28 protein-coding genes and 1 riboswitch are annotated in these 25,199 nt (G+C 67.4%); of the genes, 11 read left to right on the top strand and 17 right to left on the bottom strand.

What is annotated here, in order from left to right:
• Nucleotides 1-23: 23 nt before the first annotated feature.
• Nucleotides 24-467 (top strand): DUF1810 domain-containing protein, encoded by a 444-nt coding sequence (locus tag ABIC44_RS14535; RefSeq protein ID WP_354296254.1) that lies wholly within the window; start codon nucleotides 24-26, stop codon nucleotides 465-467.
• 24 nt (nucleotides 468-491) lie between these two features.
• Here the strand turns inward: ABIC44_RS14535 and ABIC44_RS14530 are convergent, their stop codons facing one another.
• Complete coding sequence (locus ABIC44_RS14530) at nucleotides 492-872, bottom strand: hypothetical protein (protein ID WP_309697853.1); 381 nt, start codon at nucleotides 870-872, stop codon at nucleotides 492-494.
• 115 nt (nucleotides 873-987) lie between these two features.
• On the opposite strand from ABIC44_RS14530, the gene ung reads away from it, so the two are divergent.
• The 5 genes from ung (at nucleotide 988) to ABIC44_RS14505 (ending at nucleotide 3,149) form a co-directional block, all read left to right on the top strand.
• Nucleotides 988-1,683 (top strand): uracil-DNA glycosylase, encoded by a 696-nt coding sequence (ung, locus tag ABIC44_RS14525; RefSeq protein WP_354296253.1) that lies wholly within the window; start codon nucleotides 988-990, stop codon nucleotides 1,681-1,683.
• A 79-nt stretch (nucleotides 1,684-1,762) separates the two neighbouring features.
• Nucleotides 1,763-2,071 carry an alkylphosphonate utilization protein gene (locus tag ABIC44_RS14520; protein WP_309700557.1) on the top strand — a complete coding sequence of 103 codons (309 nt, stop codon included), beginning with the start codon at nucleotides 1,763-1,765 and terminating at the stop codon, nucleotides 2,069-2,071.
• 38 nt (nucleotides 2,072-2,109) lie between these two features.
• Nucleotides 2,110-2,262, top strand: coding sequence for a type II toxin-antitoxin system Phd/YefM family antitoxin (locus ABIC44_RS14515; protein WP_354296252.1), 153 nt, complete (start codon nucleotides 2,110-2,112; stop codon nucleotides 2,260-2,262).
• A 2-nt stretch (nucleotides 2,263-2,264) separates the two neighbouring features.
• A complete protein-coding gene (locus ABIC44_RS14510; protein ID WP_354296251.1) occupies nucleotides 2,265-2,525 on the top strand; it encodes a Txe/YoeB family addiction module toxin in 261 nt (86 codons plus the stop codon).
• Between the two features lie 342 nt (nucleotides 2,526-2,867).
• Nucleotides 2,868-3,149: a DUF3892 domain-containing protein gene (locus ABIC44_RS14505; RefSeq protein WP_309700552.1), complete on the top strand. Its 282-nt coding sequence runs from the start codon at nucleotides 2,868-2,870 to the stop codon at nucleotides 3,147-3,149.
• 89 nt (nucleotides 3,150-3,238) lie between these two features.
• Here ABIC44_RS14505 and thiC read toward each other — a convergent pair whose 3' ends face one another.
• The 8 genes from thiC to gluQRS all read right to left on the bottom strand — a co-directional run bounded on the left by thiC (nucleotide 3,239) and on the right by gluQRS (nucleotide 11,526).
• Nucleotides 3,239-5,086, bottom strand: a complete 1,848-nt coding sequence (thiC, locus tag ABIC44_RS14500; RefSeq protein WP_354296249.1) for a phosphomethylpyrimidine synthase ThiC — start codon at nucleotides 5,084-5,086, stop codon at nucleotides 3,239-3,241.
• A 45-nt stretch (nucleotides 5,087-5,131) separates the two neighbouring features.
• Nucleotides 5,132-5,222, bottom strand: a riboswitch (TPP riboswitch).
• Between the two features lie 129 nt (nucleotides 5,223-5,351).
• Nucleotides 5,352-6,368, bottom strand: a complete 1,017-nt coding sequence (locus ABIC44_RS14495) for a ferritin-like domain-containing protein (RefSeq protein ID WP_354296248.1) — start codon at nucleotides 6,366-6,368, stop codon at nucleotides 5,352-5,354.
• A gap of 36 nt (nucleotides 6,369-6,404) precedes the next feature.
• Nucleotides 6,405-7,361, bottom strand: a complete 957-nt coding sequence (locus ABIC44_RS14490; protein ID WP_354296261.1) for a ferritin-like domain-containing protein — start codon at nucleotides 7,359-7,361, stop codon at nucleotides 6,405-6,407.
• A 200-nt stretch (nucleotides 7,362-7,561) separates the two neighbouring features.
• Nucleotides 7,562-8,539 carry an L-histidine N(alpha)-methyltransferase gene (gene egtD / locus ABIC44_RS14485; protein ID WP_309697865.1) on the bottom strand — a complete coding sequence of 326 codons (978 nt, stop codon included), beginning with the start codon at nucleotides 8,537-8,539 and terminating at the stop codon, nucleotides 7,562-7,564.
• A 2-nt stretch (nucleotides 8,540-8,541) separates the two neighbouring features.
• Complete coding sequence (egtB, locus tag ABIC44_RS14480; protein WP_354296247.1) at nucleotides 8,542-9,813, bottom strand: ergothioneine biosynthesis protein EgtB; 1,272 nt, start codon at nucleotides 9,811-9,813, stop codon at nucleotides 8,542-8,544.
• A 40-nt stretch (nucleotides 9,814-9,853) separates the two neighbouring features.
• On the bottom strand, nucleotides 9,854-10,417 hold the full coding sequence (locus ABIC44_RS14475; RefSeq protein ID WP_354296246.1) for a cob(I)yrinic acid a,c-diamide adenosyltransferase: 564 nt from the start codon (nucleotides 10,415-10,417) through the stop codon (nucleotides 9,854-9,856).
• 4 nt (nucleotides 10,418-10,421) lie between these two features.
• Nucleotides 10,422-10,649 carry a twin transmembrane helix small protein gene (locus ABIC44_RS14470; protein ID WP_307101213.1) on the bottom strand — a complete coding sequence of 76 codons (228 nt, stop codon included), beginning with the start codon at nucleotides 10,647-10,649 and terminating at the stop codon, nucleotides 10,422-10,424.
• A gap of 10 nt (nucleotides 10,650-10,659) precedes the next feature.
• Complete coding sequence (gluQRS, locus tag ABIC44_RS14465) at nucleotides 10,660-11,526, bottom strand: tRNA glutamyl-Q(34) synthetase GluQRS (RefSeq protein ID WP_354296245.1); 867 nt, start codon at nucleotides 11,524-11,526, stop codon at nucleotides 10,660-10,662.
• Between the two features lie 110 nt (nucleotides 11,527-11,636).
• Here gluQRS and ABIC44_RS14460 point away from each other — a divergent pair, with 110 nt between their 5' ends.
• Nucleotides 11,637-12,203, top strand: coding sequence for an HNH endonuclease (locus ABIC44_RS14460; RefSeq protein WP_261270221.1), 567 nt, complete (start codon nucleotides 11,637-11,639; stop codon nucleotides 12,201-12,203).
• Between the two features lie 45 nt (nucleotides 12,204-12,248).
• On the top strand, nucleotides 12,249-12,668 hold the full coding sequence (locus ABIC44_RS14455; RefSeq protein WP_309737099.1) for an EF-hand domain-containing protein: 420 nt from the start codon (nucleotides 12,249-12,251) through the stop codon (nucleotides 12,666-12,668).
• Nucleotides 12,669-12,713: 45 nt separating this feature from the next.
• On the opposite strand, the gene ABIC44_RS14450 is transcribed toward ABIC44_RS14455, so the two are convergent.
• Both ABIC44_RS14450 and ABIC44_RS14445 read right to left on the bottom strand, forming a co-directional pair.
• Nucleotides 12,714-13,331 carry a DUF1826 domain-containing protein gene (locus ABIC44_RS14450; protein ID WP_354296244.1) on the bottom strand — a complete coding sequence of 206 codons (618 nt, stop codon included), beginning with the start codon at nucleotides 13,329-13,331 and terminating at the stop codon, nucleotides 12,714-12,716.
• A 10-nt stretch (nucleotides 13,332-13,341) separates the two neighbouring features.
• Nucleotides 13,342-13,806, bottom strand: a complete 465-nt coding sequence (locus ABIC44_RS14445; RefSeq protein WP_307101222.1) for a metal-independent carbonic anhydrase family protein — start codon at nucleotides 13,804-13,806, stop codon at nucleotides 13,342-13,344.
• A 272-nt stretch (nucleotides 13,807-14,078) separates the two neighbouring features.
• On the opposite strand from ABIC44_RS14445, the gene ppc reads away from it, so the two are divergent.
• Nucleotides 14,079-16,754 (top strand): phosphoenolpyruvate carboxylase, encoded by a 2,676-nt coding sequence (ppc, locus tag ABIC44_RS14440; protein ID WP_354296243.1) that lies wholly within the window; start codon nucleotides 14,079-14,081, stop codon nucleotides 16,752-16,754.
• A gap of 4 nt (nucleotides 16,755-16,758) precedes the next feature.
• On the top strand, nucleotides 16,759-17,163 hold the full coding sequence (locus tag ABIC44_RS14435) for an OsmC family protein (protein ID WP_354296242.1): 405 nt from the start codon (nucleotides 16,759-16,761) through the stop codon (nucleotides 17,161-17,163).
• Nucleotides 17,164-17,416: 253 nt separating this feature from the next.
• Here ABIC44_RS14435 and ABIC44_RS14430 read toward each other — a convergent pair whose 3' ends face one another.
• The 6 genes from ABIC44_RS14430 to ABIC44_RS14405 all read right to left on the bottom strand — a co-directional run bounded on the left by ABIC44_RS14430 (nucleotide 17,417) and on the right by ABIC44_RS14405 (nucleotide 22,757).
• Complete coding sequence (locus ABIC44_RS14430) at nucleotides 17,417-17,749, bottom strand: chorismate mutase (RefSeq protein WP_307101227.1); 333 nt, start codon at nucleotides 17,747-17,749, stop codon at nucleotides 17,417-17,419.
• Nucleotides 17,750-17,869: 120 nt separating this feature from the next.
• Nucleotides 17,870-18,367, bottom strand: coding sequence for a methylated-DNA--[protein]-cysteine S-methyltransferase (locus tag ABIC44_RS14425; protein WP_354296241.1), 498 nt, complete (start codon nucleotides 18,365-18,367; stop codon nucleotides 17,870-17,872).
• Between the two features lie 50 nt (nucleotides 18,368-18,417).
• Nucleotides 18,418-18,810 (bottom strand): acyl-CoA thioesterase, encoded by a 393-nt coding sequence (locus ABIC44_RS14420; RefSeq protein ID WP_354296240.1) that lies wholly within the window; start codon nucleotides 18,808-18,810, stop codon nucleotides 18,418-18,420.
• Nucleotides 18,807-19,412: a DedA family protein gene (locus ABIC44_RS14415; RefSeq protein ID WP_354296238.1), complete on the bottom strand. Its 606-nt coding sequence runs from the start codon at nucleotides 19,410-19,412 to the stop codon at nucleotides 18,807-18,809. The genes ABIC44_RS14420 and ABIC44_RS14415 overlap by 4 nt, the downstream gene beginning before the upstream one ends.
• Nucleotides 19,388-21,457 carry a S9 family peptidase gene (locus tag ABIC44_RS14410; protein WP_354296237.1) on the bottom strand — a complete coding sequence of 690 codons (2,070 nt, stop codon included), beginning with the start codon at nucleotides 21,455-21,457 and terminating at the stop codon, nucleotides 19,388-19,390. The genes ABIC44_RS14415 and ABIC44_RS14410 overlap by 25 nt, the downstream gene beginning before the upstream one ends.
• Nucleotides 21,458-21,650: 193 nt before the next feature.
• A complete protein-coding gene (locus ABIC44_RS14405) occupies nucleotides 21,651-22,757 on the bottom strand; it encodes a glycoside hydrolase family 43 protein (RefSeq protein WP_354296236.1) in 1,107 nt (368 codons plus the stop codon).
• A gap of 133 nt (nucleotides 22,758-22,890) precedes the next feature.
• Here ABIC44_RS14405 and ABIC44_RS14400 point away from each other — a divergent pair, with 133 nt between their 5' ends.
• The gene (locus tag ABIC44_RS14400) at nucleotides 22,891-24,681 is read left to right on the top strand and encodes an aminopeptidase P family protein (protein WP_354296235.1); all 1,791 of its coding nucleotides are present in this window, start codon (nucleotides 22,891-22,893) and stop codon (nucleotides 24,679-24,681) included.
• Nucleotides 24,682-25,199 lie beyond the last annotated feature (518 nt).

The raw sequence follows: 25,199 nt of genomic DNA, 5'->3' as shown, positions 1-25,199 counted from the left end.
ACGCCGCGACCGGTTGCCGGGGCATGTCGCCCCCTGCCCCCCATGATGCCGCGCTCGATCGCTTTGTCGAGGCCCAGCGGACCCAGCATGCCATCGCCCTGGCCGAACTGCGCGCCGGGCGAAAGCGAAGCCACTGGATGTGGTTCGTCTTTCCCCAGATCGCCGGACTGGGCCGCAGCGAGACCGCGCGCTTCTACGCCATCGCGGACGCGGGGGAGGCGCGGGCCTATCTGGCGCATCCGCTGCTCGGGGCCCGGCTGTACGAGGCCGTGGCGGCGGCGGTGGCCGCGCCCGGATCGGTGGAGGCGATATTCGGCGGTATCGATGCCATCAAGCTGCGATCCTCGCTGACCCTGTTCGCGGCGGTGGCGGACGATCCTGCCCCGTTCCGCCATGGGCTGGAGCGGTTCTTCGGAGGGCGCCCGGACCCCGCCACGCTCGAACGGCTGAACCGCCCGGCGGGGTGACGCCGGGCGGCCCTTTCGGATGGCTCAGCTCTTGATCGTGACCGGGCCGGGGCCGGTGACGCTGGCGGACTGGTCGGCGGTCATCACGATCGTCCATTGCGCGGTGCCGTCGCACACCGCGTTCCAGCTCGGATTGCCGTTGACCGGGGCGGCTTCCTTCATCGCGGTGACCGACTGGCAGCTCGCCCCCGACGGCCCGGCATCGCGGATCGCCCGGAACAGGACGCCGCGCCGCTGCCCCTCGGGAAGCGCACGGATCTTGGCGCCCAGCGCATCCGCACTCATCTCGCTGCCATTGGTGGTCACGGCCGCGCTGCTGGTGTTGCCGGCTTCGGTCGAGGACCCGCAGGCGGCCAGCGGGAGCGCGGCGGCCACAACGGCGAGGGCGATGGTGGAACGCTTCATGATCTTCCTCCTCCAAATCGAACGCAGCGGCCGCGGGCGCGCGACCGTATCGCTTGCATAACGACTATCGGCGATCCCGGTTGCGCGGCCAAGACAGCTTCTGCATGACGGGACCATGAGCGACATTCACCTGCACGAGAGCTGGTTGCTGCCCTTACGCGGCGAATTCGACGAACCCTATATGAAGGCGCTCAAGACCTTCCTCGCCGACGAGCGCGCCAGCGGCCAGCGGGTCTTTCCCCGGCCCAAGGACTGGTTCCGTGCGCTCGACCTGACCCCGTTGCCCGAGGTGCGCGTCGTGATCCTGGGGCAGGACCCCTATCATGGCGAGGGACAGGCGCATGGCCTGGCCTTCTCGGTCCAGCCGGGCGTCCGCCCGCCGCCCAGCCTGGTCAACATCTACAAGGAGATGGCGACCGACCTGGGCATCGCGCCGCCCTCCCACGGGCTGCTCGATCATTGGGCGCGGCAGGGGGTGTTGCTGCTCAACTCGGTGCTGACCGTGCGGATGGGCCAGGCCGCCTCGCACCAGGGGCGCGGGTGGGAGCGGTTCACCGACGCGGTGATCCGCGCCGTCGCCGCCAAGCCCGAGCCGGTCGTCTTCATCCTGTGGGGGGCCTATGCCCAGAAAAAGGCGGGCTTCGTCCGCGAGATGGGTGGCGGGCGGCATTGCGTCCTGACCTCGGTCCACCCCTCGCCCTTGTCGGCGCGCGGCGGCTTTTTCGGGTCGAAGCCCTTTTCGCGCGCCAACGCCTTTCTGGTCGAACATGGCCGCGAGCCGATCGACTGGGCACTGCCGCCGCTGGGCTGATCTGTAATCACACTGGCATCATTTCCGCCAAGCGCGCATAGGGCCCGCCATTCCACCGATCAGATAAGGGACAAGGGCGATGGCCGACGACGACTATGTCTATGACGAAGCGACCGGCGAATGGATCAGCGCGGCCGATGCGGCGGCCAGGGCCGGGACGGCCGATGACGACGCGGTCGTGGTGCGCGACTCGGTCGGCAATGTGCTGAGCGACGGGGATCAGGTGACGCTGATCAAGGACCTGACCGTCAAGGGCGCGGGCCAGACGCTGAAGCGCGGCACGCTGATCAAGTCGATCCGCCTGACCGGCGACGCGCAGGAAATCGACTGCAAGTTCGACGGGATCAAGGGCCTGGTGCTGCGCGCGGAGTTTGTGCGGAAGCGGTGAGGGTCGACGTTCGGAGGACCGTAGGAGAGCTTCGGCTCATGCAAGCCGTCTCCTACGCCGAAGCGTCCGAGAATCTGGAGGCGATGATCGAAGAGACGCGGTACCTGCTGCGCTCGTCCAAGAATGCCGAACGGCTGTTGGACGCGGTGCGCGGGTTCGAGGCTGACGGGCAAGGCGTGCCCCTCTCTTAAACGTGACGTTTCGGCCGACGGCGTGGGACGATTATCGCCATTGGCTGGAACGTGACGCGAAGCTCTGCGACAAGCTCCATGCGCTGATCGAGGAATGCCGCCGTCACCCGTTCAAGGGAACAGGCAAGTCCGAACCACTGGGCAGCAACCTGTCAGGCTGGTGGTCCTGCCAGATCAGCCATGAACATCGTCTGGTGTACCGGATGGCGGGCAGCGGCGGCGAGCAGGTGCTTCAAGTGGCACAGTGCCGGTATCATTATTGATCCAAAATGGATGCGATTGTGATGGGCGTCGCTTGCTACGCCGCTCAACGCCCATCACCTCAAAGATCACGGTCCAGCGACAACCTTCTCGCTTCGTTATGGCCGCTGATGTCATGTCTATCAGGCTCTACTGCTCAGCGCTACACGCAAGAAGCGAGAAGCGGCATTGACGAAAACTTGGTTTCATGATTTCTTCATCAAGTCAGGGCGGTCGTTCCAGCGACCGCCCTGACAAACGGCAGGCATCCCCGCCGGTGCTGTGGTCAGCGTCGGGAATCTATGGGGCCGTTAGCTCAAGGTCAACCGCCACGATGCCTGGGCGGTCGTGCGGAGCTATGTAAGATGGCCAATACAGCGCAAATTCAGTGCATCAACAAGACCAGCCGATATAGCGCCTATGAGCGCATTTCGCATGTCGGCGGCGCTTTTCCCAGCCGATGGAAACTGACGCAGGAAGAGGCCATTGCGGCGATCGAGTCCGGTCAGTGGCAATTTTACGTATCGGTAGGCGGTCAATCGGCGTGGGTCATCGTCGCCCGCTCAGCCGCAGGCAATAAGTATCTGAAGACGCAAAACGATGGCGAGCAGCCCAACAATTTGTTGAGCCTGCCCGAATGCCCCTAAGCTGAAATTCCCATGGCCTTCGACTTCGCTCAGGCTGAACGGAGGCTGGGAATTGGGGCCGTATCCTTACCGGGTGCGGCCCCTTTTTATCACTCCGCCGGAAGGTAAACCTCCCCGCCCTTCTCGCGGAATTTCTCGCTCATTTGCTGCATCCCCGCCTCGGCGTCCTCCGCCGCGACGAAGGTTTCGACCGGCGCGTTCTGCTTCGCGGCAAATTCCCGAACCTCCTGCGTGATCTTCATCGAGCAGAATTTCGGGCCGCACATCGAACAGAAATGCGCGGTCTTGGCGCCCTCGGCCGGGAGCGTCTGGTCGTGGTAGGATTCCGCCGTGTCGGGGTCGAGCGACAGGTTGAACTGGTCGCGCCAGCGGAACTCGAAGCGGGCGCGGCTCAGCGCGTCGTCGCGCATCTTGGCGGCCGGGTGCCCCTTGGCTAGGTCGGCGGCATGGGCGGCCAGCTTGTAGGTCACCACCCCGACCTTCACGTCGTCGCGATCGGGCAGGCCCAGATGCTCCTTGGGCGTGACGTAGCAGAGCATCGCCGTGCCGTACCAACCGATCATCGCCGCACCGATGCCGCTGGTGATATGGTCGTAACCCGGCGCGATGTCGGTCGTCAGCGGCCCGAGGGTGTAGAAGGGCGCCTCGCCGCACGCCTCCAGCTGCTTGTCCATATTCTGCTTGATCTTGTGCATCGGCACATGGCCGGGGCCCTCGATCATCACCTGCACGTCCTGTTCCCAGGCACGCTTGGTCAGCTCGCCCAGCGTATAGAGCTCGGCGAACTGCGCCTCGTCATTGGCGTCGGCGATCGCGCCGGGGCGCAGGCCGTCGCCCAGCGAATAGGCGATGTCATAGGCCTTCATGATCTCGGTGATCTCGTCGAAGCGTTCGTAGAGGAACGACTCCTTGTGATGCGCCAGGCACCACTTCGCCATGATCGAGCCGCCGCGCGACACGATGCCGGTGACGCGCTTGGCGGTCAGCGGAATGTACGGCAGGCGCACGCCCGCATGGATGGTGAAATAATCGACGCCCTGCTCGGCCTGTTCGATCAGCGTGTCGCGGAAGATTTCCCAGGTCAGCTCCTCGGCGATGCCGCCGACCTTTTCCAGCGCCTGATAGATGGGAACGGTGCCGATCGGCACGGGCGAGTTGCGGATGATCCATTCGCGCGTGTCGTGGATGTTGCGCCCCGTCGACAGGTCCATGACGGTGTCCGCGCCCCAGCGGATCGACCAGACCAGCTTGTCGACCTCGGACGCCACGTTGGAGGCGACCGCCGAATTGCCGATATTGGCGTTGATCTTGACCAGGAAGTTGCGGCCGATCGCCATCGGCTCGGATTCGGGGTGGTTGATGTTGTTGGGGATGATCGCCCGGCCGCGCGCCACTTCGTCGCGGACGAATTCGGGGGTCACGTAATCGGGGATGGCAGCGCCGAAGCTCTCGCCGTCGCGGACATATTCGCGCAGCATCTCGCGGCCCAGATTTTCGCGGGTCGCGACATATTCCATCTCGGGCGTAATGATGCCGGCCCTCGCATAGTGCATCTGGCTGACGTTCATGCCGGGCTTGGCGCGTAGCGGGCGGTTCAGCCCGGTGCGCGGGAATTGCGGCACGCCGCCCGAACGGTCGGGGCCAAGCTGGCCATTGTCCTCGGGGCGGATCTCGCGACCGTCATAGGCCTCGACATCGCCGCGCCCCTCGATCCAGTCGCGGCGGATCTGCGGCAGGCCCGCCATGATGTCGATGCGCGCATTGGGATCGGTATAGGGGCCGCTGGTGTCATAGACGCGCAAGGGCGGCTCGCCCGAAGACGGGTCGAGATGGATTTCGCGCATCGCGACGCCCAGCGGCCCGACATGAATCTTCTTCGACCCACGAATGGGGCCGGTGGTGACGCCAATTTCAGCCTTTGCGGGGATATCTGCCATAGTCCACTCCATGCGGAGGAAACGGACCATGAGAGACGGGGCCGCTCCCTCCCTACGCCGGTGTCAGCCGGATCAGGTTCAGCGGGTCGGGGGCTCTTGCCCCCCTCTCAAGCGCAGGTCAGCGCTCCCCCGGGGATGGACCCTGCATAAGCGGTTTCGCGGCCGAGAAGAAGCGGTTTCGCGCAGGCGCGGCCATGAAAAACCCCGGTCGGCCAGGGGGGACTGGGGCCGACCGGGGCAGATACCCTTACGGGATCGGATCGGGTCAGCCGCTAGCGGCGCTGGTCCGGACGTTGCCGTTCAGGCCGCTGGGGAAGAAGCCGCCGCCCGTCACCGCCGCCTTGTTCAGATAGACGATGTTCAGCACCTGGCCGGGCGTGCGGGCAAAGGCGATCGCGTTGGAATCGGCGGGCACGATATTCGCCGACGTAACTCCATTGGCGGTGACGGTGATGCCCTGATCGAGGTCGGTCGAGCCGTCCAGGCTGTCACGCGCGTCCGAAATCCGGTTCGCCGCGGTGATCAGCGTTCCGTTGCTCAGCCCCTTGCGATAGATGACCGAGCGGACCAGCCCCGCATGATAGGCCTCGGCCGCGTGGATGCCCGCCGCCGCCTCGACAAAGGTCTTGTTGGAGAGCAGCGTGACCCCGCCCATATAGGCGGTGACGCCGACATCCTCGAAGATATAGGCGGCGAGCAGGAAATTCTCGTCCGAGGCATAGGGGTCGAAGGTGTCGGTCGCCCCGATCACCCCGGCCGCGCGCGCCGCCGCCGTGAAGGCGCCATTGGCATCGCCCGACAGGTTGATCGCGGGCTGCGCCACCGCGCTGGAGCCCAGGGCGTTGCGCAGGAAGGTGACGTGCGCGATCTCGTCATAGGCGATCTCGCGGGCATATTGCGCCACCAACGGGTCCTGGAACGCGACCTGGCGCGGCTGTCCGCTGGTGCTGGTCGCGACCGAGCCTTGCGTCCCCGTCCCGGCCTGGAGCGAGGCGGACAGGCCCGCGCCGAACGCGGCGTAGCTGTAGAATTGCGCTTCCAGATATTCCAGCTGGAGCGCGAAGTTCAGGACATCGGCATCGGTGACCGAGCCCGCCGTCGCGGTCGGGGTGGGCGTCGGCAGGACGATGACGTCGTTATCGTCGCTGCCGCAGGCGCCCAGCATGGCCAGCCCACCCACCGCACCGGCCCCGGCGGCCATACGCATGAAACGGCGACGATCGGCCCGGCGCTTGGCCGAAGCCTCTTCGATCACATCGAGAATGAAGCGTTCTTCGCTCATGATGAAAAATCCTCTCGGAACGAGGAAAAAGGGGGATCAGTTGGCCGCGCTGGCGCGCAGCGTGCCGTTGACGCCAGCGGGGAAGAAGCCCCCAAGCGTGGCCGACGCCTTGTTGAGATAGACGATGTTCAGCACCTGCTGCGGCGTGCGGCTGAACGCGATCCCGTTGGAGTCGAGCGGCACGATGTTGGACACAAGCTGTCCGCCGACCGTGGTCGCGGCAATGCCCTGGTCCAGGTCGGTGGTCCCGTCCAGGCTGTCGCGCGCGTCCGAGATCTTGCCCGCCGCGGTGACCAGCGCCGGGGTCTGGATACCCTTGGCGTAGAGCGTCGTGCGGACGATTGCGGCGTGATAGGCCTCGACCGCCAGGATGCCGGCGGCAGCCTGGAGGAAGGTCTTGTTGCTGATCAGCGGCGAGGCCCCCTTATAGGCGGTCACGCCGACATCCTCGAAGATATAGGCGCCGAGCAGGAAATTCTCGTCCGAGGCGTAAGGATCGAAGGTCGCGTTGGAGTCGATCACGCCCGACGCGCGTGCGGCCGCGGTGAACGCGCCGTTCGCGTCGCCCGAGATGTTGATCGCGGGCTGCGCCACCGCCGAACTGCCGAGCGCGGTGCGCAGGAACGCGACGTGCGCGGCTTCGTCGGCCGCGATCTCGCGGGCATATTGCTCGACGATCGGGTCGGTGAACGTCACCTTCTTGCCGCCGGTGACCGCGCCCTGCGTGCCCGTGCCGGTCAACTGGCTGGAGGCGAGGCCGGTGCCGTTGGCGGCAAAGGCATAAAATTGCGCTTCGAGATATTCGAGGTTCAACGCGAAGTTCAGAATATCCGCGTCGGTGATCGTCGACTGGGCCCCCGCCTTGCTGGTCAGGGTAAAGGCCGCGACGCCGGCGGCGGCGGCGCCCATCGCCGTCTTGAAGAACTCGCGTCGTTGATCGCGGCGCTGGGCCCGTGCGTCGAATGCGTCGAGCAGGTGTGCGCTTTCGGTCATCATGCTCCTCCCGGTATGGAACCCTCGCAAGTCTATCTGTCGGTTCTTTACCAGCAGATGGACGTGCAAGAGGGTCAAGCGGGAAGACTTTTCAGGGTAAAGCCCAACGCCCGACCAAAAAGCGAAACGCTACGTTCCGAGGAAAAGACGCAACTCTTTTCACCTGTCCGGTTAGACCGCGATTCGATACGACAAAACGTTCAAGGAGCAAGACGAACCGACTGCGCCTCGGCCAGATAGACCGCGAACATGTCGTCCGGATCGCTCCACTGCGCGACCGGGGTCCAGCCGCCCGCGCGCAGCAGGATCTTGGCGTCGCGGGGGCCGTATTTGTGGCTGTTCTCGGTATGGATCGTCTCGCCCGCGGCCATGGCGAAGGGGCGGCCCTCGATGGTGAAGGCGACGTCGCGGGTCGCGGCCAGGTGCATTTCGATCCGCGAGCGGTCGTCGTTCCACACCGCGCGGTGGCGGAAATCCTCGACCGGGATGGTGCCGTCCAGCTCGCGGTTGATCCGGTCGAGCAGGTTGCGGTTGAACGCCGCCGTCACGCCCTGCGCATCGTCATAGGCGGGGACCAGGATTTCGCTGGACTTGGCGCGGTCCATCCCGATCAGCAGCATCGCCCCCTCGCCCAGCGAACCGCGCATCGCGCGCAGCAGGTCGGTGGCCATGGCGGGCGTCATGTTGCCGATGGTCGAGCCGGGGAAGAAGCCCAGCTTGGGCGCCTCCGCCACCATCGCGGGCAGCGCCAGCGGGTGCATGAAATCCCCCTCCAGCGGATGGATGGGCAGGTCGGGAAAGGCCTGTTGCAGATTGCGCGCGGATTCGCGCAGGAAGTCGCCCGAAATGTCGATCGGCACATAGGCCGACGGCTCGACGCAGCGCAGCAGCACCGGCGTCTTGGTCGAGGAGCCCGATCCGAACTCGACCACCGCGCGCCCCTTGCCGACATGCGCGACGAGGTCGGGGCAGATGGTCTTCAGGATCGCGGTCTCGGCGCGGGTGGGATAATATTCGGGCAGGTCGGTGATCGCCTCGAACAGCTCGGACCCCTTGCGGTCGTAGAACCAGCGGGCGGGGATGGCGCGGGGGCGGCGCTCCAGTCCGGCGAGGACATCGGCGCGGAAGGCGGGATCGGTCAGCGACATCTGACCATCCTCGATCTCGGGCTTCAGCATGATTACAGGTCCTTTGCCAGACGGACGCCGGTGAACTGCCAGCGCTGATGGGGGTAGAAGAAGTTGCGATAGGAGGCGCGGGCATGGCCGCGCGGCGTCGCGCAGCTGCCGCCGCGCAGGACGAACTGCCCGTTCATGAACTTGCCATTATATTCGCCGACCGCCCCCTCGACGGCGCGAAAGCCGGGATAGGGACGATAGGCGCTGCCGGTCCATTCCCAGACATCGCCGAAAAAGGCGGGGCCATGGGTCGCGGGACGCGGCTCGACCGCGCCGCCCGCCTCCATCTGGTGGCCCCCCGCCGGATCATGCGCGGCGGCGGCGGCTTCCCACTCCATCTCGGTCGGCAGCCGCGCGCCCGCCCAGCTGGCAAAGGCATCCGCCTCGTAGAAGCTGACATGCGTCACCGGGGCAGCGGGATCGACCGCGCGGCGGCCGTCCAGCCCGAAACGGGTCCAGCCGCCGTCGCGCTCTTCCCAATAGAGCGGCGCGGCGATCCCCTCTCCCTTGACCCAGGCCCAGCCGTCCGACAGCCAGAGCCGGGCATCGCGGTAGCCGCCATCGGCGATGAACTGCATCCATTCGGCATTGGTGACCGTGCGATCGGCGATGGCATGAGGATGGAGCAGGGCCTCATGGCGCGGCCCCTCGCAGTCGAAGGCGAAGCCCTGTCCGTCATGGCCGATCCGGACCACACCCGCCTGCCCCTCGATCCAGCCGATCGGGCCGGGCATCGCGACGGGGGCCTTGGGCTCGGGCGGGTAGAGCGCGGGCTCCAGCGGGTTTTCGGAGAAGAGGTGCAGGATGTCGGTGACGAACAGCTCCTGATGCTGCTCCTCGTGATGGCATCCCAGCGCGACCAGCTCGCGCGCCGCGTCGGGCAGGTCGGGCAGCGCCGCCAGGAGCGCGGCATCGACATGCGCGCGGTACGCCCGCACTTCGTCCAGCGTCGGGCGGGTGATCATCCCGCGACGATGGCGCGCGTGACGCTTTCCTTCCGCCTCGTAATAGCTGTTGAACAGGAAGGGAAAGCGCGGATCGTGCAGCCGATAGTCCGGCACATGGTCGCGCAGCACGAACGTTTCGAAGAACCAGGTCGTGTGCGCCATGTGCCACTTCGCGGGCGAGGCGTCGGGCATCGACTGGACGGTGGCGTCGGCGTCGGACAGCCGCGCGGCCAGCGACAGGGTCAGCGCGCGGACGGCGCGATAGCGGGATGCCAGTTCGTCGGCAGGCGTCGGGGCCGTCGCGGACGACGGTACGAAGGTCGGCATTGGGCTGCTCCCCGGATTGCGGGGAACAGCGACCGGCCCGTTACCGTCTCGCCCGCACCCCTCCTGGAACCCAAAGAACGTCCGATGCGCCGTTTTTGTTCACCACCCGTGCCGCGACGAACAGCCAGTCCGACAGGCGGTTGAGATAGGCGAGCGCGGACGGATTGGTCGCTTCATGCTCCGAAAGCGCGACGCCCGCCCGCTCGGCCCGCCGCGTGATCGCGCGCGCCAGATGCAGATGCGCCGCCGCGGGCGTGCCGCCGGGCAGGATGAAGCTGGTCAGCGGCGCCAGTTGCGCGTTCATCGCGTCGATCTCGTCCTCCAGCCGCGCGACCTGTTCGGGCAGGATGCGCAGCGCCCCCTCGATATGGTCGGGCGTGGCGAGATCGGCGCCCAGGTCGAACAGGTCGTTCTGGATCCGCGTCAGCTGCTCGGCCAGCGCGCCCTCCATGCCGAGCAGCGCGACGCCGATCGCGCTGTTCGCCTCGTCCACCTCGCCGATCGCGATCAGCCGCGCATCCGCCTTGGACCGGCGCGACCCGTCGACCAGCCCGGTCGTGCCCGCATCGCCGGTGCGGGTATAGATCTTCGTCAGCTTGACCATCGGATCAGGTCCGCCCCGCCAGGAACAGCAGCAGGACGACGATGGTGATCGCCAGCGCCTGGAAGAAGATGCGCTGCTGCATCATCCGGTTGGATTTCAGCTGCGACGCGGTCGGCCCCTCGCCCTTCGCCTCCGCCGTGGCTTCCTGCAGGAAGGTGATGATGCCGCGCACCAGCGCGACCAGGGTGGCGAGCATCGCCGCGATCAGCAGGATCACGAGAAATGTGGTCATGCCGCGGAGCTTACGCCTCCCCCAGCCGAAATCCAGCGGGAAGCATATTGCGGCGCAGCGCGTCCGCCAGCGCGCGACCATCCTCGCCGCCCTCGCGCATCGCCGCCAGCGCGGGCGCGCCGTGGCGCTTGGCGAGCCGCTGGCCATCGGCACCCAGGATCAGCGGATGATGATGATAGAGCGGCGTCGGCAGGCCGAGCAGGGCCTGGAGCAGCCGGTGGACATGGGTGGCGTCGAACAGGTCGAGCCCGCGCACCACATGGGTGACGCCCTGCGCGGCATCGTCGACCGTCACCGCCAGATGATAGCTGGCGGGCGCATCCTTGCGCGCCAGGATCACGTCGCCATGCGCCAGCGGATCGGCGGCGACGATGCCCGCGCGGTCGTCCCGCCAGCTCAGCGGCCCCGTGCGTCCGGCGGCCCGCGCCATGTCGAGACGCCAGCCATGCGGCATCGCCATCCGCGCGGCGCGCGCCTCGGGGGACAGATGGCGGCACGTCCCCGGATAGACCGCCACGGCCCCATGCGGCGCCGACAGGCTGGCGGCGATCTCGGCACGGGTGCAGAAACAGGGATAGAGCAGATCGGCCAGGCGCGCCTGCGCCGCCGCATACAGGTCCAGCCGCTCCGACTGGAAGGACAGATCGTCCCATTCCAGCCCCAGCCATTCCAGGTCGCGCAGGATCGTGTCGACATGTTCGGGTCGGCTGCGCGTGCCATCGATATCCTCGATGCGCAGCAGGAAGCGCCCGCCGCCCGCGCGCGCCAGATCGTGCGCGCGCACCGCCGACAGCGCATGGCCCAGATGCAGCCGCCCGGTCGGGCTGGGCGCGAACCGCGTGACGGGGCGGGTGGCGGGCGGGTGGGCTCCGCTCATCGCCCGCCCCCTTGACCGCGTTTCCCATCCCATGTTCTCATAGCGTCCAGTGTCATAGCCATGTCACGCGCCTGCGCGAATAGCGTCGGCGTACCACGAAGGGAGGAGCTGTGTTTCATCCCGACCTGATCCGACACCCGGACTCTTGTCCGGCACTCGTCCTGAATGCGGACTATACGCCGCTGTCCTATTATCCGCTGTCGGTCTGGCCCTGGCAGACCGCGGTGAAGGCCGTGTTCCTCGACCGGGTGGATATCGTCGCCCATTATGAGCGCGAGGTGCGCAGCCCGACCGCCAAGGTCAAGCTGCCCTCGGTCATCGCGCTGAAGCAATTCGTGAAGCCGTCGCAATTTCCGGCCTTCACCCGCTTCAACCTGTTCCTGCGCGACCGCTTCTCCTGCCAATATTGCGGATCGCATCGCGACCTGACCTTCGACCATGTCATCCCGCGCGCCCAAGGGGGCCGGACGACCTGGGAGAATGTCGTCACCGCCTGCGCGCCGTGCAATCTGAAGAAGGGCGGGCGCACCCCGCGCCAGGCCGGAATGCCGCTGCATATCGAGCCGATCCGCCCGACAAACTGGCATTTACAGGAACATGGCCGCAGCTTTCCGCCCAATTATCTGCATGAAACATGGCACGACTGGCTGTACTGGGACGTTGAGCTGGAAGCGTAACGAACCTGGGAGTCGGCGATGCGGGAATGGGCGATAGGCCTCGGGATGGTGGCGATGCTGGCGACGGCGGCGTGCGGCAAGAAGGAAGAGAATCGCGCCGAAGCCGATCGCGCCGCCGCCAAGGCGGGCTTCGTCCCCCCCTCGGTCACGTCCCGCGTCGATTTCGGCAGCATGATGGCGCGCCGCTTCCGCGAACTCGACCGCGACGGCAACGACATCATTACCGCCGACGAAATGCCCGCGAGCCGTTCGCGCCTGTGGGAGCTGGATCGCAACAAGGACGGCGAGATCACCGAAAGCGAGTTTTTCGAAGGGATGCTGGCGCGCTTCGACCGGATGGACCTGAACCGCGACGGCACCGTGACCTCCGAGGAACGCGAGGCGTCGCGCACCGAGCGCCCCGCCACCCCGACCAACCCGGTCGCGACGGGTGCGACCAGCGGCGCACCGGGTAATATGAACTGAGCCGAAGGGCGGCGGCGCCCGCTCGCCCGCCGCGCTGCTTACCCGTCAACAGGGATCGGCGCTGGGGAGGAACGGCCCCGATCGGTCCCGCTCGCCGTCATGCACCGGATCGATCGCCAGCATGAGGCGGCGACCGCCGCCGGGCGGTGCACGGTGGAGGACCCTGGGCGGGTCGAGCAGCATCCGCCCCTTGAACACGCCCACCGCCCCCGTCGGCACCTCGCAGATCGCGTCCGGCCCCTCGGCGCAGCACCATTGGAGGCCGGGGCCGATATAGGTGCACCGCAGCGCGATGGGGGTGCGGTCGGCGTGGAACTGGTGGGCGGACCCGCCCTGGCCGACCGCGAGCCGGACGCGCAGGCGATCCTCGCCGGTCAGCGCGGCGAGGCGCCGGACGAGACGGTCGATGTCCGCCCCCAGCATCTCGCGCACCGCCCGCGCATATCCCGCCGCGCGCAAGGCTACCTCCACCGACCCGCCGAGATCGGTCTCGACTGACAGGCTGTCGACACCGTCCAGGTCGAGCGCGCCCAGCGCTGCCCGGAGCGGCGGGGGCAAGCGACGCCACCAGATGGCCAGAGCCGTATCGGGCCGCGCGATATGATCGAGCAGCGCGCTACCGCCACCGATGGCGACCCGCCGCGCCATGCCGATCGCGGTCATCGCCCCGGCGTTACGGCTGATAGGGCAGCGACGACTGGTGAAGGATGATCCGCACCCTCCCATCCTCGCATTGCTTGAACACGAAGCTCTTGTTCACGAAGATATGGCTGTCATCCTCGCCGATGAAGTGCACGTTGCACTGCACGATCGCCAGGTCGCCGTGCAGGATATAGTCGAGCTTGCTGTACCAGACCTTCACCCAGGGCTTCAGCTTGAACCCCTTGTCGTCGGGAAAGTCCGCATTGCCGCCGATGAAATAGGCGAGCGCCCCCTCCTTGGTCGGGCGATAGGTCTTCGCGCCGAAGGTCAGCGTCGGCTTGAACAGCACCTTGCCATGGTCGTAATCGTAATTGTCGCTCAGGATCCGAGACGCGAAGGCCCCGACATCGCCGCCCTCGGCATGAACCCGGCCGACCGCCACCACATTGTCGCACCAGGTCTGTAGCGCCGTGTGGACCAGCTCTTCGGTGAACATCGTTCCTGCCTTTCTCCAATGGTCGGGATGCCGTTCGCGACCACGCGGGAGCGCGTCGATCGGCCGACATCCCGGCCCGCTTTTGCCCTTTATGATATTACATATCATCGCTGGTCTGTAAGGAAATCTTGCTGCGGCGGACACTTCGACAAGCGACGCGCCCCGCCGCATGCCAGCACGCAATTTTGCGGTCCGATGACACAGGATATTATACCAAAATTGCGGTCCGCAATCGGTTGACGCCCGCCCTATTGCGTTGCAGCAATGCGCGCATGACGAAACTGCCTCCCATCGCGAACAATCCCGATATCCGTTTCCTGGGCGCGCAGCTGGGCGACGTGATCCGTCGCTATGGCGGCGATGCGCTGTTCGAGGCGACCGAGGCGATTCGCCGCGCCTCGGTCGATCGATACCGGGGACTGGGGGAGGACGGCTCGGTCGACCTCCAGCTGGAACGCCTCGCGCTCGACGAGACGCTGGATTTCGTGCGCGGCTTCATGCTGTTCTCGATGCTCGCCAATCTGGCCGAGGACCGACAAGGCATCGCGCGCGAGCCCGGCACCGACATTGCCGAGGTGCTGGCGACGCTGGCCGACAAGGGCATCGACCGCGACGCCGCGATGGAGTTGCTGGGCCGTTCGCTGGTCGTCCCCGTCCTGACCGCGCACCCGACCGAGGTGCGGCGCAAGAGCATGATCGACCACCGCAACCGCATCGCCGAGCTGCTGGCGATGCGCGATGCCGGGCGCGACGTCACCCCGGACGGCGACGATGTCGAGGCCGCGATCGGCCGCCAGATCGCGCTCCTGTGGCAGACCCGCGTGCTGCGTCGCGAGCGGCTCTATGTCACCGACGAGGTGGAGACCGCGCTGTCCTATCTGCGCGACGTCTTCCTGCCGGTGCTGCCCGCGCTCTATCAGCGCTGGGACAAGGCGTTCGGCACGCGCGTCCCCGCTTTCCTTCGCACCGGATCGTGGATCGGCGGCGACCGCGACGGCAATCCCTTCGTCACCGCTGAATCGCTGACCACCGCGCTGGCACGCGCGGCCGAGGCGGTGCTGGGCCATTATTGCGACGCGATCCACGCGCTGGGGGCCGAGCTGTCGATCTCGACCGGCCATGCCGAGGTGGACGAGGCGGTGCTGGCGCTGGCCGAGGCGAGCGGCGACGAGGCGCTCAGCCGCTCGGACGAACCCTATCGCCGCGCGCTGTCGGGCATCTATGCGCGGCTCGCCGCGACGCATCAGGCGCTGACCGGCAAGCCCGCGCCGCGCCCCGGCCGCCTGACCGGCGAACCTTATCCCGATCCCAAGGCGCTGCGCACCGATCTGGTCGCGATCGCGCGCGGGCTGGCGGCGCGCGGCGACGGCGCGCTGGCGAGCGGCGGCGCACTCGGGCGGCTGATCCGCGCGGTCGAGACGTTCGGCTTCCACCTCGCCACGCTCGACCTGCGGCAGAATTCGGCGGTGCACGAACGGGTCGTGGCCGAGCTGCTGAAGGTCGCAGGCGTCGAGGCGGATTATCTCGCGCTGGACGAGGAGGCACGCGTCGCGCTGCTCCGCCGCGAACTGGCTAATGCCCGGCCGCTGTTCAGCCATTATGCCGAATATTCGGACGAGACGCGCTCCGAACTGGCGATCGTCCAGGCCGCCGCCGATGCGCATGCCCGGTACGGCCCCAAGTGCATCACCAACTATATCGTCTCGATGGGCAAGTCGGTGTCCGACCTGCTCGAGATCAACCTGATGCTGAAGGAATTCGGCCTCTACCGCCCCGGCGAGCCCGCCACCGCCGCGATCATGGCGGTCCCCCTGTTCGAGACGATCGAGGATCTGGAGGCGGGGCCCGAGATCATGCGCGCCTATTTCGCGCTGCCCGAGATCGCCGCCATCGTCCGCGCGCGCGGGCATCAGGAGGTGATGATCGGCTATTCGGACTCGAACAAGGATGGCGGTTACCTGACCTCCACCTGGTCGCTGTCCAAGGCGTCGAGCGCGTTCCGCCCGGTGTTCGACGCGGCGGGGGTGCAGATGCAGCTGTTCCACGGGCGCGGCGGCGCGGTCGGGCGCGGCGGCGGCAGCGCCTTTGCCGCGATCCGCGCGCAACCGCACGGCACGGTGCAGGGCCGCATCCGCATCACCGAACAGGGAGAGGTGATCGCGGGCAAATATGGCACGCGCGACTCCGCGCTGACCAATCTCGAGGCCATGGCCTCGGCCACCCTGCTCGCCAGCCTGGAACCCGAACATCTCTCCCCGGCCGAGAATGCGCGCTTCACCGCCGCGATGGAGCAATTGTCGGCGACCGCCTTCACCACCTATCGCGGCCTCGTCTACGGGACCGAGGGGTTCCGCACCTTCTTCCGCCAGATGACCCCGATCGCCGAGATCGCCGGGCTGAAGATCGGCAGCCGCCCGGCCAGCCGCAAGAAGTCCGACGCGATCGAGGACCTGCGCGCCATTCCCTGGGTGTTCAGCTGGGCGCAGGCGCGCGTCATGCTGCCCGGCTGGTTCGGCGTCGGCACCGCGATCGCCAATTTCGAGGACAAGGCGCTGCTGGCCGACATGGCCAAGAACTGGCCGTTCTTCGCCGCGACGCTGGCGAATATGGAGATGGTGCTCGCCAAGTCGGACATCGGCATCGCGCGCCGCTATGCCGGGCTGGTCGAGGACGAAGCCTTGCGGGATTCGATCTTCGGGCGCATCCATGACGGCTGGCACCGCGCGCGCGACGGGCTGCTGACCGTGACGGGGCAGACGCGGCTGCTGTCGGACAACCCGGCGCTGGAGGCGTCGATCCGCCTGCGCCTGCCCTATATCGAGCCGCTGAACCTGCTCCAGATCGAGCTGATGAAGCGCCACCGCGCGGGCGAGGACGATCCGCGCATCGGCGAGGGCATCCTGCTGTCGATCAACGGCATCGCCACCGCGCTGCGCAACAGCGGGTAAGAGCGTGACCGATTTCGTGGTCCGGTACGAGGGCGGCCTGCGCTGCCGGACCGAGCATCCCGAGTCCGGCGCGGTGCTGGTCACCAACGCCTCGCAGGAACTGGGCGGCAGCGGCGAGGGCTTTTCGCCGAGCGACCTTTTGTCGGTGTCGCTGGGCGGTTGCGTGCTGAGCATCATGGCGATGGCGGGGCGCGTCGCCGGGCTGGAACTGGCGGGCGCGACGGCGACCGTCACCAAGGAGATGGGCAACGCCCCGCGCCGGATCGCGACGCTGGCCGTGACGGTGCGCGTGCCGGGCCGCTATGACCCGGCCCAGCGCAAAAGGCTGGAAGCGGCGGCGGCGGCCTGCCCGGTCCATGCGGTGCTGGGCATCGACGCGCCGATCGCCATCCTGTGGGACGAGGACTGACGGCCCGGTGCCTTTCCGTCCCTCGCCCCTCGCAGAGGGGAGAGGGTTGCGCAGACTTGGTCTTTGCGAAAGCAAAGGCTTAGTCGGAGCTGGGTGAGGGGTGAATGCGCGCAGCGCGCGAGCCTTGGGCTCGCTCAACCCCTCACCCAAGCTGCGCTAGCCAGCAGGCTGGCAAGCTTCGCTAACCCTCTCCCCTGTCCAGGGGAGAGGGGAGGAAGAAGGCATCGCTCATATCGATCCGCCGGGAAGGAATTCAGCGCCCGACCTGCCGCGCTTCCTCGGCGGTGAAGCCCTCGACCATCGCGCGGAAGGTCGCCTCCGCCACATCGGGGTTCACCCCCTGCCGCGCGGCCTTTTCGCGGATGCGCGCCAGGATCTGGCGGATTCGCGCCTCATCGCGCACCGTCGCGGCGGAGGTCTTGAACCGTCCGGCCTGCGCGACATAGCGCGACCGCTCGGCCATCAGGCGCAGGATCTGGTCGTCGATCCGGTCGATATTGGTCCGCACCTCGCCCAGATTGCGGCAGCACGGCGTCGGCGCGGGGCTCGCGGCGGTCAGCAGGGCGGCCGCTACGGGCCAGAGCATCGATCGCATATCCGATTCTCCCGGTGGAAGCGGGCGGACGGATACGCCCCCAGGCTTCGACCGGCCAAGCCCGCAGCCCTTCGATCGGCCGCGCGGGCGGGTGCGGCCGTCGTGGATCGCTCAGGCGAGTGCGCGTTGTCGCTCGCCGCGTTCGTGCGCCAGCAGCCATTGCTTGACCGCCAGCCCACCCGCAAAGCCGGTCAGCGTGCCGTTCGCGCCGATCACCCGGTGGCAGGGGGTGACGATCGACAGCGGATTGCGGCCATTCGCCGCCCCCACCGCGCGCGAGGCTCCCGGCCGCCCGATCGCGGCGGCCAGCGCGGCGTAGCTGCGCGTCTCGCCGTAAGGGATGGCGTTCAGGCCGGTCCACACCGCTTTCTGGAAGTCCGTGCCCTCGGGATCGAGCGGCAGGTCGAAGGTGCGGCGCCGTCCCTCAAAATAATCGCGCAACTGGCGCACCGCCTCGGCCAGCACGGCGTGGGCGGGATCGTCGCGCCGTTCGGGCAGCCGGACCCGCCCCGCCCTCTCCTCGGCCCACAGGACAGCGCGCAGGCCGTGTTCGCTGGCGACAAGGGTCAGTTCGCCGACCGGCGAGGCCATGGTGCATTCGCTCAACATGGGGCCAACCCTAGCCGATCCCCACGCCCCGCGCGTCCCGCTTCTTGCGGTCAAACCATGAAGGGCGCGGCGATCTCGGCCGTGACGCGCAGCAGCCGACCGGTGGCGCGGTCGAGCAGCGCCCAGGTCGTCACCGCCTCCACCTTCACCTGCCCCTCGGCATCCAGAAAGCGGACATGCCGGTCGAACCGCGCGCCCTTGGGCGGATTGGGGACCCAGGTTTCCGCCGTCACCGTCTGCCCCGCCACGACATTGCCGCGATAGTCGATCTCGTGTCGCGTCACGACCCAGACATGCGCCGCGACATGTTCGGGCGGCGCGACCGCTTCCCAATGGGCGGTGGCGATCGCCTGAATCCACCGGACCCAGACGGCGTTGTTCACATGGCCCAGCTCGTCGATATGGTCGGGGCCTGCGGTGATCTGGATCGAAAAGCGGCTCATGCCTGTTCGTTCGGGTCCCTGTACCTTTGCCACAGCGCGCGGACGCCCCAGCCGATCGCGGCGGCGACCATGACCAGCGCCGCCGCCATCAGGATATGGCGCAGGCTGGGGCGATAGCGCGCCGCCAGTTCCTGGAACGCCTCGCCGAACAGATAACCGATGCCGACGAAGATCGAAGCCCAGCATGCGGCGGATGCGGCGTTGACCGCGACGAACAGCCGGGTCGACACCTGGCTGGTCCCGATCGCGACCGGGCTGATGGTGCGCAGGCCGTAGAGAAAGCGGAAGGCGAAGATGAAGCCGACCGGATAGCGCTCCATCAACCGGGTCACGCGGGCATAAACCCGGCGCTTCTTCAACTTGCCGACCCAGCGCCCGTCCCGCGACCGGCGACCGACGGTGAAGAAGATCTGATCCGCCAGGAACGATCCGATCGCCGCGGCGATCAGCGCGGCGGGCCAGCCGACCAGCCCCTGATGCGCCAGGATGCCGCCGGTGACGACCGCCGTCTCCCCCTCCAGCCCCGCGCCCAGCGCGATCGCCGCCACGCCGTAGCGCGCGACGATCGCCTCGATGCTCAGGACTCCACTCCCATCTGCCACAGGACGAAGGCATGTTCCTCCGCGCCTTCGCGCAAGGACTCGAACCGGCCCGACTTGCCGCCATGCCCGGCGCCCATATTGGTCTTGAGCAGCAACAGGTTGGTGTCGGTCTTGGTCGCACGAAGCTTGGCGGCCCACTTCGCGGGCTCCCAATAGGTGACGCGCGGATCGTTCAGCCCGCCCGAGATGAACATCGGCGGATAGGCCTGGGCCCGGACATTGTCATAGGGGCTATAGCTGCGGATCAGCTCGAACGCCGCCTTGTCCTCGATCGGATTGCCCCATTCGGGCCATTCGCCCGGCGTCAGCGGCAATTCGGCGTCCATCATCGTGTTGAGCACGTCGACAAAGGGCACGTCGGCGATCACCGCGCCCCAGAGTTCGGGGTCGGAATTGACCACCGCGCCCATCAGCTCACCGCCCGCCGAGCGGCCCGCAATCGCGATCTGCCCCTGGCTGGTCCAGCCGCCCGCGATCAGCCCCTTCGCCACGTCGACGAAATCGTGGAAGGTGTTGGTGCGCTTCTCCAGCTTGCCGTCCAGATACCATTGCTGGCCGAGATCGTCGCCGCCACGAATATGCGCGATGGCATAGGCGAAGCCGCGGTCGAGCAGGCTCATGCGGCCCGTGGAGAAGCCCGGCGGGATGGCATAGCCGTAGGCGCCGTACGCATAGAGGAACAGCTTGCCCGACCCGTCGCGCGGGAAATCCTTCGGATAGACGATCGACACCGGCACCATCGTCCCGTCGCGCGCGGCAATCTTCAGCCGCTCGGTCCGGTACTTGTCCGCGTCATAGCCCGAGGGAATCTCCTGGACCTTCAGCACGGTCAGCTCGCCGGTCGCCACGTCGTAATCATAGACGGTGCCCGGCGTGACCATCGATTCATAGCCCAGGCGCAGCACCGACACGTCATACTCGGGATTGTCGCCCAGGCCCGCCGTGTAGCTCGCCTCGGGGAATTCGATCCGCTGTGGCACGGTCGGCGCGTCGTAGCGGTGGATGGCGATCCGGTCCAAACCGTCCTCGCGCCCCTCGACCACGAAGAAGTCCTTATAGCACTCGACCCCGGTCATGTAGAAATGCGGGTTCGGCCCGATCAGCTCGTGCCAGTCGCCGGGTGCCTCGATCGAGGCGGTGCAGAGGCGGAATTGCGGGTCCACGTCATTGGTGTGGATGAATAGCATGCCGTCATGCTCGTCCACATCATATTCGCGGCCCTCCTTGCGGGGCGCGACCAGGATCGGTTCGGCGAAGACGTTATCGGAGGGGACCAGCCGCACCTCGCTGGTGACATGGTCGCCGGTCGCGATCACGATCCAGTTGCGCGCGGAGGTCTCGGCGACGGCGACGCGGTAGCCCTCGTCATCCTCGTGGAACAGCTCGACATCGTCCGCGACATCCGTACCCAGCCGATGGAAGCGCGCATTGTCGGTCCGCCACTGGGCATTGGCCACGCCGTAGAGGAACCCGCTATCGTCCTTGGTCCAGACGATCTCCGACAACATGCCGGGAATGACTTCTGGCAGGTGTTCGCCGGTGGTCAGGTCCTTGATCCGCACCTCGAACCGTTCGGAGCCATTGTCGTCGATCGCATAGGCGAGGTAGCGGCCATTGTTGCTGATCGAGAAGGCGCCCAGCCGGAAATATTCCTTGCCCTCGGCCAGCGCCGGTTCGTCGAGCAGCAGCTCGTCGGGACCGCCCGCGACCGGCTTGCGCCACCATTTGCGATATTGCCCGCCCGTCTCGAACGCGGTCCAGTAGAGCCAGTCGCCGTCCTTTTGCGGCACGGAGGATTCGTCCTCCTTGATCCGCCCCTTCATCTCTTCGTACAGCCGGTCGATCAGCGGCTGGCGCGGGGCCATGACCGCCTCGAAATAGGCGTTCTCCGCCTCGACATAGGACAGGACGTCCTTGTCGGTGACCTCCGGGTAGGCGGGGTCCTTCAGCCAGGCATAGGGATCTTCGATGGTGATGCCATGCGCGGTGAAGCTGTGGGCACGGGTTTCGGCAACGGGCGGAGTCAGCGCAACGGGTTCGGTCATCCCCCGGATGTAGCTAGGGTTGGGGTCTGCCGGAAGAGGCGGCGGGTCCGCTATTTCTCATGCCCCGCCATCCCCTCGCCACGTGCCTCCCCAACAGCCGTTCACGCTGAGCGAAGTCGAAGCGTATGTTCCGCGCGGCCACGAAGGGAATCCCGTGGCCTTCGACTTCGCTCAGGCTGAACGGCGGGCGGGGTTACCTGGCCTTCCACCCATCCGCCAGCGTCCAGCGATCCCGCCAGTGCAGGACCGGCGTCTCGCCCTCCCATTCCACCGGCAGCCAGATATAGCGCCCGTCGATCGCATTTTCCGGCCGCCAGCGATCCGCCATGAAGATGAAGCGCGGCTCGCCCCCCGGCCGCTCGGGCGGCAGGGGCAGGACGAAGGTCGATTGCGAGTGGAAGGTCGTCTTCCGGTCGACCTCGCTGCCGCGCACCGGATTGCCCAGCGAGCGCCACGGCCCCGTGACCGCGTCCGCGACATAGACCCGCCCCGGATTGGGCCGCCACCCGGTCAGGCCCGAGGCGAACATGTAATAGCGCCCCTTGGCCTTGAAGAGCGCGGGCGCCTCGTTCCCGCCATCGGGCAGCGCGCGGACATAATAGCCGTCATGCCGGGTCCAGTCGGGCGCCAGCCGCGCGATCTGCAGCGTCGCATTCTCTTCCGAGGCATAGATGTGCCACGCGGTGCCGCCGTCGACGAAGATGGTCATGTCGCGCGCCATCTGCCCGCCAGGAAAGTCGCGCGCCAGAATCGTGCCGGGCGCCTTGTCCTCGGCCGTCGCGTTGGCGGGCCAGATGCCGGGATTGACCCGGCCCGCGTGCAGGAAGCGGAACGGCCCCTGCGGCCGGTCAGCCACGGCGACGCCCGCCTGCGCGGCGCCATATCCCCGCCCCTTGAGTTCCAGATGGAACCACATCACGAATTTTCGGGTGCGCGGATTATAGACGACCTTGGGCCGTTCCAGGATACAGCCGCGCGCGATCGGGCTGGCGGGATCGTCGGACACGGACAGCGCGACCCCTTCGTCGCGCCAGTTCACCAGATCGGTCGAGCTATAGGCATGGACGCCGACCAGCGCGGTATTCCCCCCTTCGCCCTCGGTCTTGTGCTCGCCATGCCACCACCAACGTCCGCCGTGCCGCAACAGCCCGCCGCCATGGGCGTTGATCGCCACCCCTTTCGTGTCGTTCCACACCTCTCCGGGGCGGAAGGCGTCCAGCCCGGCCGCCCGCGCGCCACCGCCCCCGATCAGCGCCGCCGCGCCCGCCCCCACCAGGATGCCCCGCCGGTCGATCATCATCCGATCCTCCCAAATGCCATTCGCGGCGGATCGTATATCGTCTGACAAATTCCTCAAGCCCCCGAGAGGCTCGACGCTGTACGGGCGGAGGGCTAGACCGGCCCCGTTTCCCATTGCTGTCAGGCCGCTTCCCATGTCCCATTCCGCCCGTCTTGCCGCCCTTCGTGCCGAACTGGCATCCCTTGGCCTTGACGGTTTCGTCGTCCCGCTGACCGACGAGCATATGAGCGAATATGTCGGCGACTATGCGCAGCGGCTGGGCTGGCTGACCGGGTTCGGCGGTTCGGCGGGCAGCGCGGTGGTGCTGGCGGACAAGGCGGCGATCTTCACCGATGGGCGCTATACGCTCCAGGTGCGCGAGCAGGTGTCGGGCGACGACTATGCCTATATCCCGGTGCCCCAGGACAGCGTGGCGGGATGGCTGGGGCGCGAGACGGCGGCGGGGCAGCGGATCGGCTATGACCCGTGGTTGCACACCCGCCAGCAGGTCGCCGACATGACCGCCGCGCTGGCCGACCGCGACGCCGAACTGGTCGCGGTCGGCACCAATCCGATTGACGCGATCTGGACCGACCGCCCCGCCCCTTCGCCCGCCGCGATGACGGTGCAGGACGATGCGGTGGCGGGCGAGAGCGCGGCGGCCAAGCGCGCGCGGATCGGCGAATGGCTGGCCGAGCAGCGCGCCGATGCGGTGGTGCTGTCGGCGCTGGACTCGATCGCCTGGACGCTCAACGTGCGCGGCACGGACGTCGCGCATACGCCGGTCGCCTTGTCCTATGCGATCGTCCATGCGGATGGCGAGACCGACCTGTTCGTCGCGCCGGACAAGATCACGCCCGAGGTTCGCGCGCATCTGGGCAATGCGGTGCGGCTGCACGACCGCGCGGCGTTCGAGGGCTATCTGACCGGCTTTGCGGGCAAGCGCGTCGTCGCCGATCCCGAACGCGCGGTGGCGGCGATTGCGCAGGCGCTGGAGGCGGGCGGGGCCAAGGTGCTGGCGCTTCGCGATCCCGTCGTGCTGACCAAGGCGATCAAGAACCCCGCCGAGGTCGCCGGGCACCGTGCCGCCTCGGTCCGGGACGGCGCGGCGATGGTGCGGTTCCTGCGCTGGGTCGAGAGCGAATGCTCCAAGGGCGGGCAGACCGAACTGTCCGCCGCCGCGCAACTGCTGGCGTTCCGCGAGGCGACGGGGCTGCTCAAGGACACCAGCTTCTCGACCATCTCGGCGACCGGCGCGCATGGTGCGAGTCCGCATTACCATGTCACCGAGGAATCGAATGCAGCGATCGAGCTGGGCCAGCTCTTCCTGATCGACTCCGGCGGACAGTATCAGGACGGCACCACCGACATCACCCGCGTCATGCCGATCGGTGCGCCCACGGACGAGATGCGCGACCGCTTCACCCGCGTGCTGAAGGGGCATATCGGGCTGGCGACGGCGGTGTTTCCTGACGGGACGCTGGGCGGGCACCTCGACTCGCTGGCGCGGCGGCCGCTCTGGGAGGTCGGTCTGGATTATGCGCATGGCACCGGGCACGGCGTCGGCGCATACCTGTCCGTGCATGAGGGGCCGCAGCGTATCGCCGCGCCCAACTATCCCGGCGGTGCCGCGATGGAGCCGCTGCGCGCGGGCATGATGCTGTCCAACGAGCCGGGTTATTACAAGGCGGGCGAATATGGCATCCGCATCGAGAATCTGGTGTTGGTCGAACCGCGCGAGATTGCGGGCGCGGACCGCGAGATGCTGGGGTTCGAGACGCTCACCCTGTGCCCGATCGAGCGGACGCTGATCGTGGCGGACCTGCTGACGTCGCAGGAGCGGGAGTGGCTCAACGCGTATCATGCGCGGGTGGCGGAGGTGCTGGCGCCGGAGCTGGAGGGGGCGGATCGCGACTGGTTGCTGGAGAAGTGCGCGGCGATCTGATTTTTTCGCGCGAAGCCGCGAAGGCGCGAAGAAGAAGAAGGTTGGTTCGCGCGGAGGCGCGGAGACGCGGAGGTGTCTCGCCCGCCGCGCCAGCGGCCCTTTTATATCTGACGCTGACGAATAGAGGGCGCTGCGCGCGGCTTTATAGCAGGACGACATGAGATGAACTCACCCCTCCCCTTCAGGGGAGGGGCGCGGGGTGGGGCGCTTCCGCCAACGTGCGGCCTGTGGCGAGGCCCCACCCCAACCCCTCCCCTGAAGGGGAGGGGCTTACCCCGATTCAAGTCAATGTCATCCTGCTCCAAGCCTCTCTGCGTCCTCCGCGCCTCTGCGAATAAAACTTCTACTCCGCGTCTCCGCGCCTCCGCGTCTCCGCGCGAACCAACCTTCTTCGCGTCTTCGCGGCTTCGCGTGAACGAAAACGCCGCGCGGGAGAGGCCTCCCACGCGGCGTTTTGCGCGCCTCACACGGCAAAGGAACTGGGCCCCGGCCTCCGCCGGGGAACAGGTATTTCCCTC

This window comes from Sphingomonas sp. 1185, assembly GCF_040544655.1.
Taxonomy (GTDB): Bacteria; Pseudomonadota; Alphaproteobacteria; order Sphingomonadales; family Sphingomonadaceae; genus Sphingomonas.
Note: the sequence above shows the minus strand (reverse complement) of the source record. Positions and strands in the feature narration are given on the sequence as shown.

Bases quoted from the DNA above. Each gene is read 5' to 3' on its own strand.
- ABIC44_RS14420 (WP_354296240.1), bottom strand. From the start codon at position 18,810: ATGAGCCGCTTTTCGATCCAGATCACCGCAGGCCCCGACCATATCGAC.
- gluQRS (WP_354296245.1), bottom strand. From the start codon at position 11,526: ATGAGCGGAGCCCACCCGCCCGCCACCCGCCCCGTCACGCGGTTCGCG.
- ABIC44_RS14505 (WP_309700552.1), top strand. From the start codon at position 2,868: ATGGCCAATACAGCGCAAATTCAGTGCATCAACAAGACCAGCCGATAT.
- ABIC44_RS14520 (WP_309700557.1), top strand. From the start codon at position 1,763: ATGGCCGACGACGACTATGTCTATGACGAAGCGACCGGCGAATGGATC.
- ABIC44_RS14445 (WP_307101222.1), bottom strand. From the start codon at position 13,806: ATGTTCACCGAAGAGCTGGTCCACACGGCGCTACAGACCTGGTGCGAC.
- ung (WP_354296253.1), top strand. From the start codon at position 988: ATGAGCGACATTCACCTGCACGAGAGCTGGTTGCTGCCCTTACGCGGC.
- ABIC44_RS14450 (WP_354296244.1), bottom strand. From the start codon at position 13,331: ATGACCGCGATCGGCATGGCGCGGCGGGTCGCCATCGGTGGCGGTAGC.
- thiC (WP_354296249.1), bottom strand. From the start codon at position 5,086: ATGGCAGATATCCCCGCAAAGGCTGAAATTGGCGTCACCACCGGCCCC.
- ABIC44_RS14455 (WP_309737099.1), top strand. From the start codon at position 12,249: ATGGTGGCGATGCTGGCGACGGCGGCGTGCGGCAAGAAGGAAGAGAAT.
- ABIC44_RS14470 (WP_307101213.1), bottom strand. From the start codon at position 10,649: ATGACCACATTTCTCGTGATCCTGCTGATCGCGGCGATGCTCGCCACC.
- ABIC44_RS14405 (WP_354296236.1), bottom strand. From the start codon at position 22,757: ATGATGATCGACCGGCGGGGCATCCTGGTGGGGGCGGGCGCGGCGGCG.
- ABIC44_RS14410 (WP_354296237.1), bottom strand. From the start codon at position 21,457: ATGACCGAACCCGTTGCGCTGACTCCGCCCGTTGCCGAAACCCGTGCC.
- ABIC44_RS14530 (WP_309697853.1), bottom strand. From the start codon at position 872: ATGAAGCGTTCCACCATCGCCCTCGCCGTTGTGGCCGCCGCGCTCCCG.
- ABIC44_RS14425 (WP_354296241.1), bottom strand. From the start codon at position 18,367: ATGTTGAGCGAATGCACCATGGCCTCGCCGGTCGGCGAACTGACCCTT.
- ABIC44_RS14535 (WP_354296254.1), top strand. From the start codon at position 24: ATGTCGCCCCCTGCCCCCCATGATGCCGCGCTCGATCGCTTTGTCGAG.
- ABIC44_RS14475 (WP_354296246.1), bottom strand. From the start codon at position 10,417: ATGGTCAAGCTGACGAAGATCTATACCCGCACCGGCGATGCGGGCACG.
- ABIC44_RS14495 (WP_354296248.1), bottom strand. From the start codon at position 6,368: ATGAGCGAAGAACGCTTCATTCTCGATGTGATCGAAGAGGCTTCGGCC.
- ABIC44_RS14490 (WP_354296261.1), bottom strand. From the start codon at position 7,361: ATGACCGAAAGCGCACACCTGCTCGACGCATTCGACGCACGGGCCCAG.
- ppc (WP_354296243.1), top strand. From the start codon at position 14,079: ATGACGAAACTGCCTCCCATCGCGAACAATCCCGATATCCGTTTCCTG.
- ABIC44_RS14515 (WP_354296252.1), top strand. From the start codon at position 2,110: ATGCAAGCCGTCTCCTACGCCGAAGCGTCCGAGAATCTGGAGGCGATG.
- egtB (WP_354296247.1), bottom strand. From the start codon at position 9,813: ATGCCGACCTTCGTACCGTCGTCCGCGACGGCCCCGACGCCTGCCGAC.
- ABIC44_RS14400 (WP_354296235.1), top strand. From the start codon at position 22,891: ATGTCCCATTCCGCCCGTCTTGCCGCCCTTCGTGCCGAACTGGCATCC.
- egtD (WP_309697865.1), bottom strand. From the start codon at position 8,539: ATGCTGAAGCCCGAGATCGAGGATGGTCAGATGTCGCTGACCGATCCC.
- ABIC44_RS14430 (WP_307101227.1), bottom strand. From the start codon at position 17,749: ATGCTCTGGCCCGTAGCGGCCGCCCTGCTGACCGCCGCGAGCCCCGCG.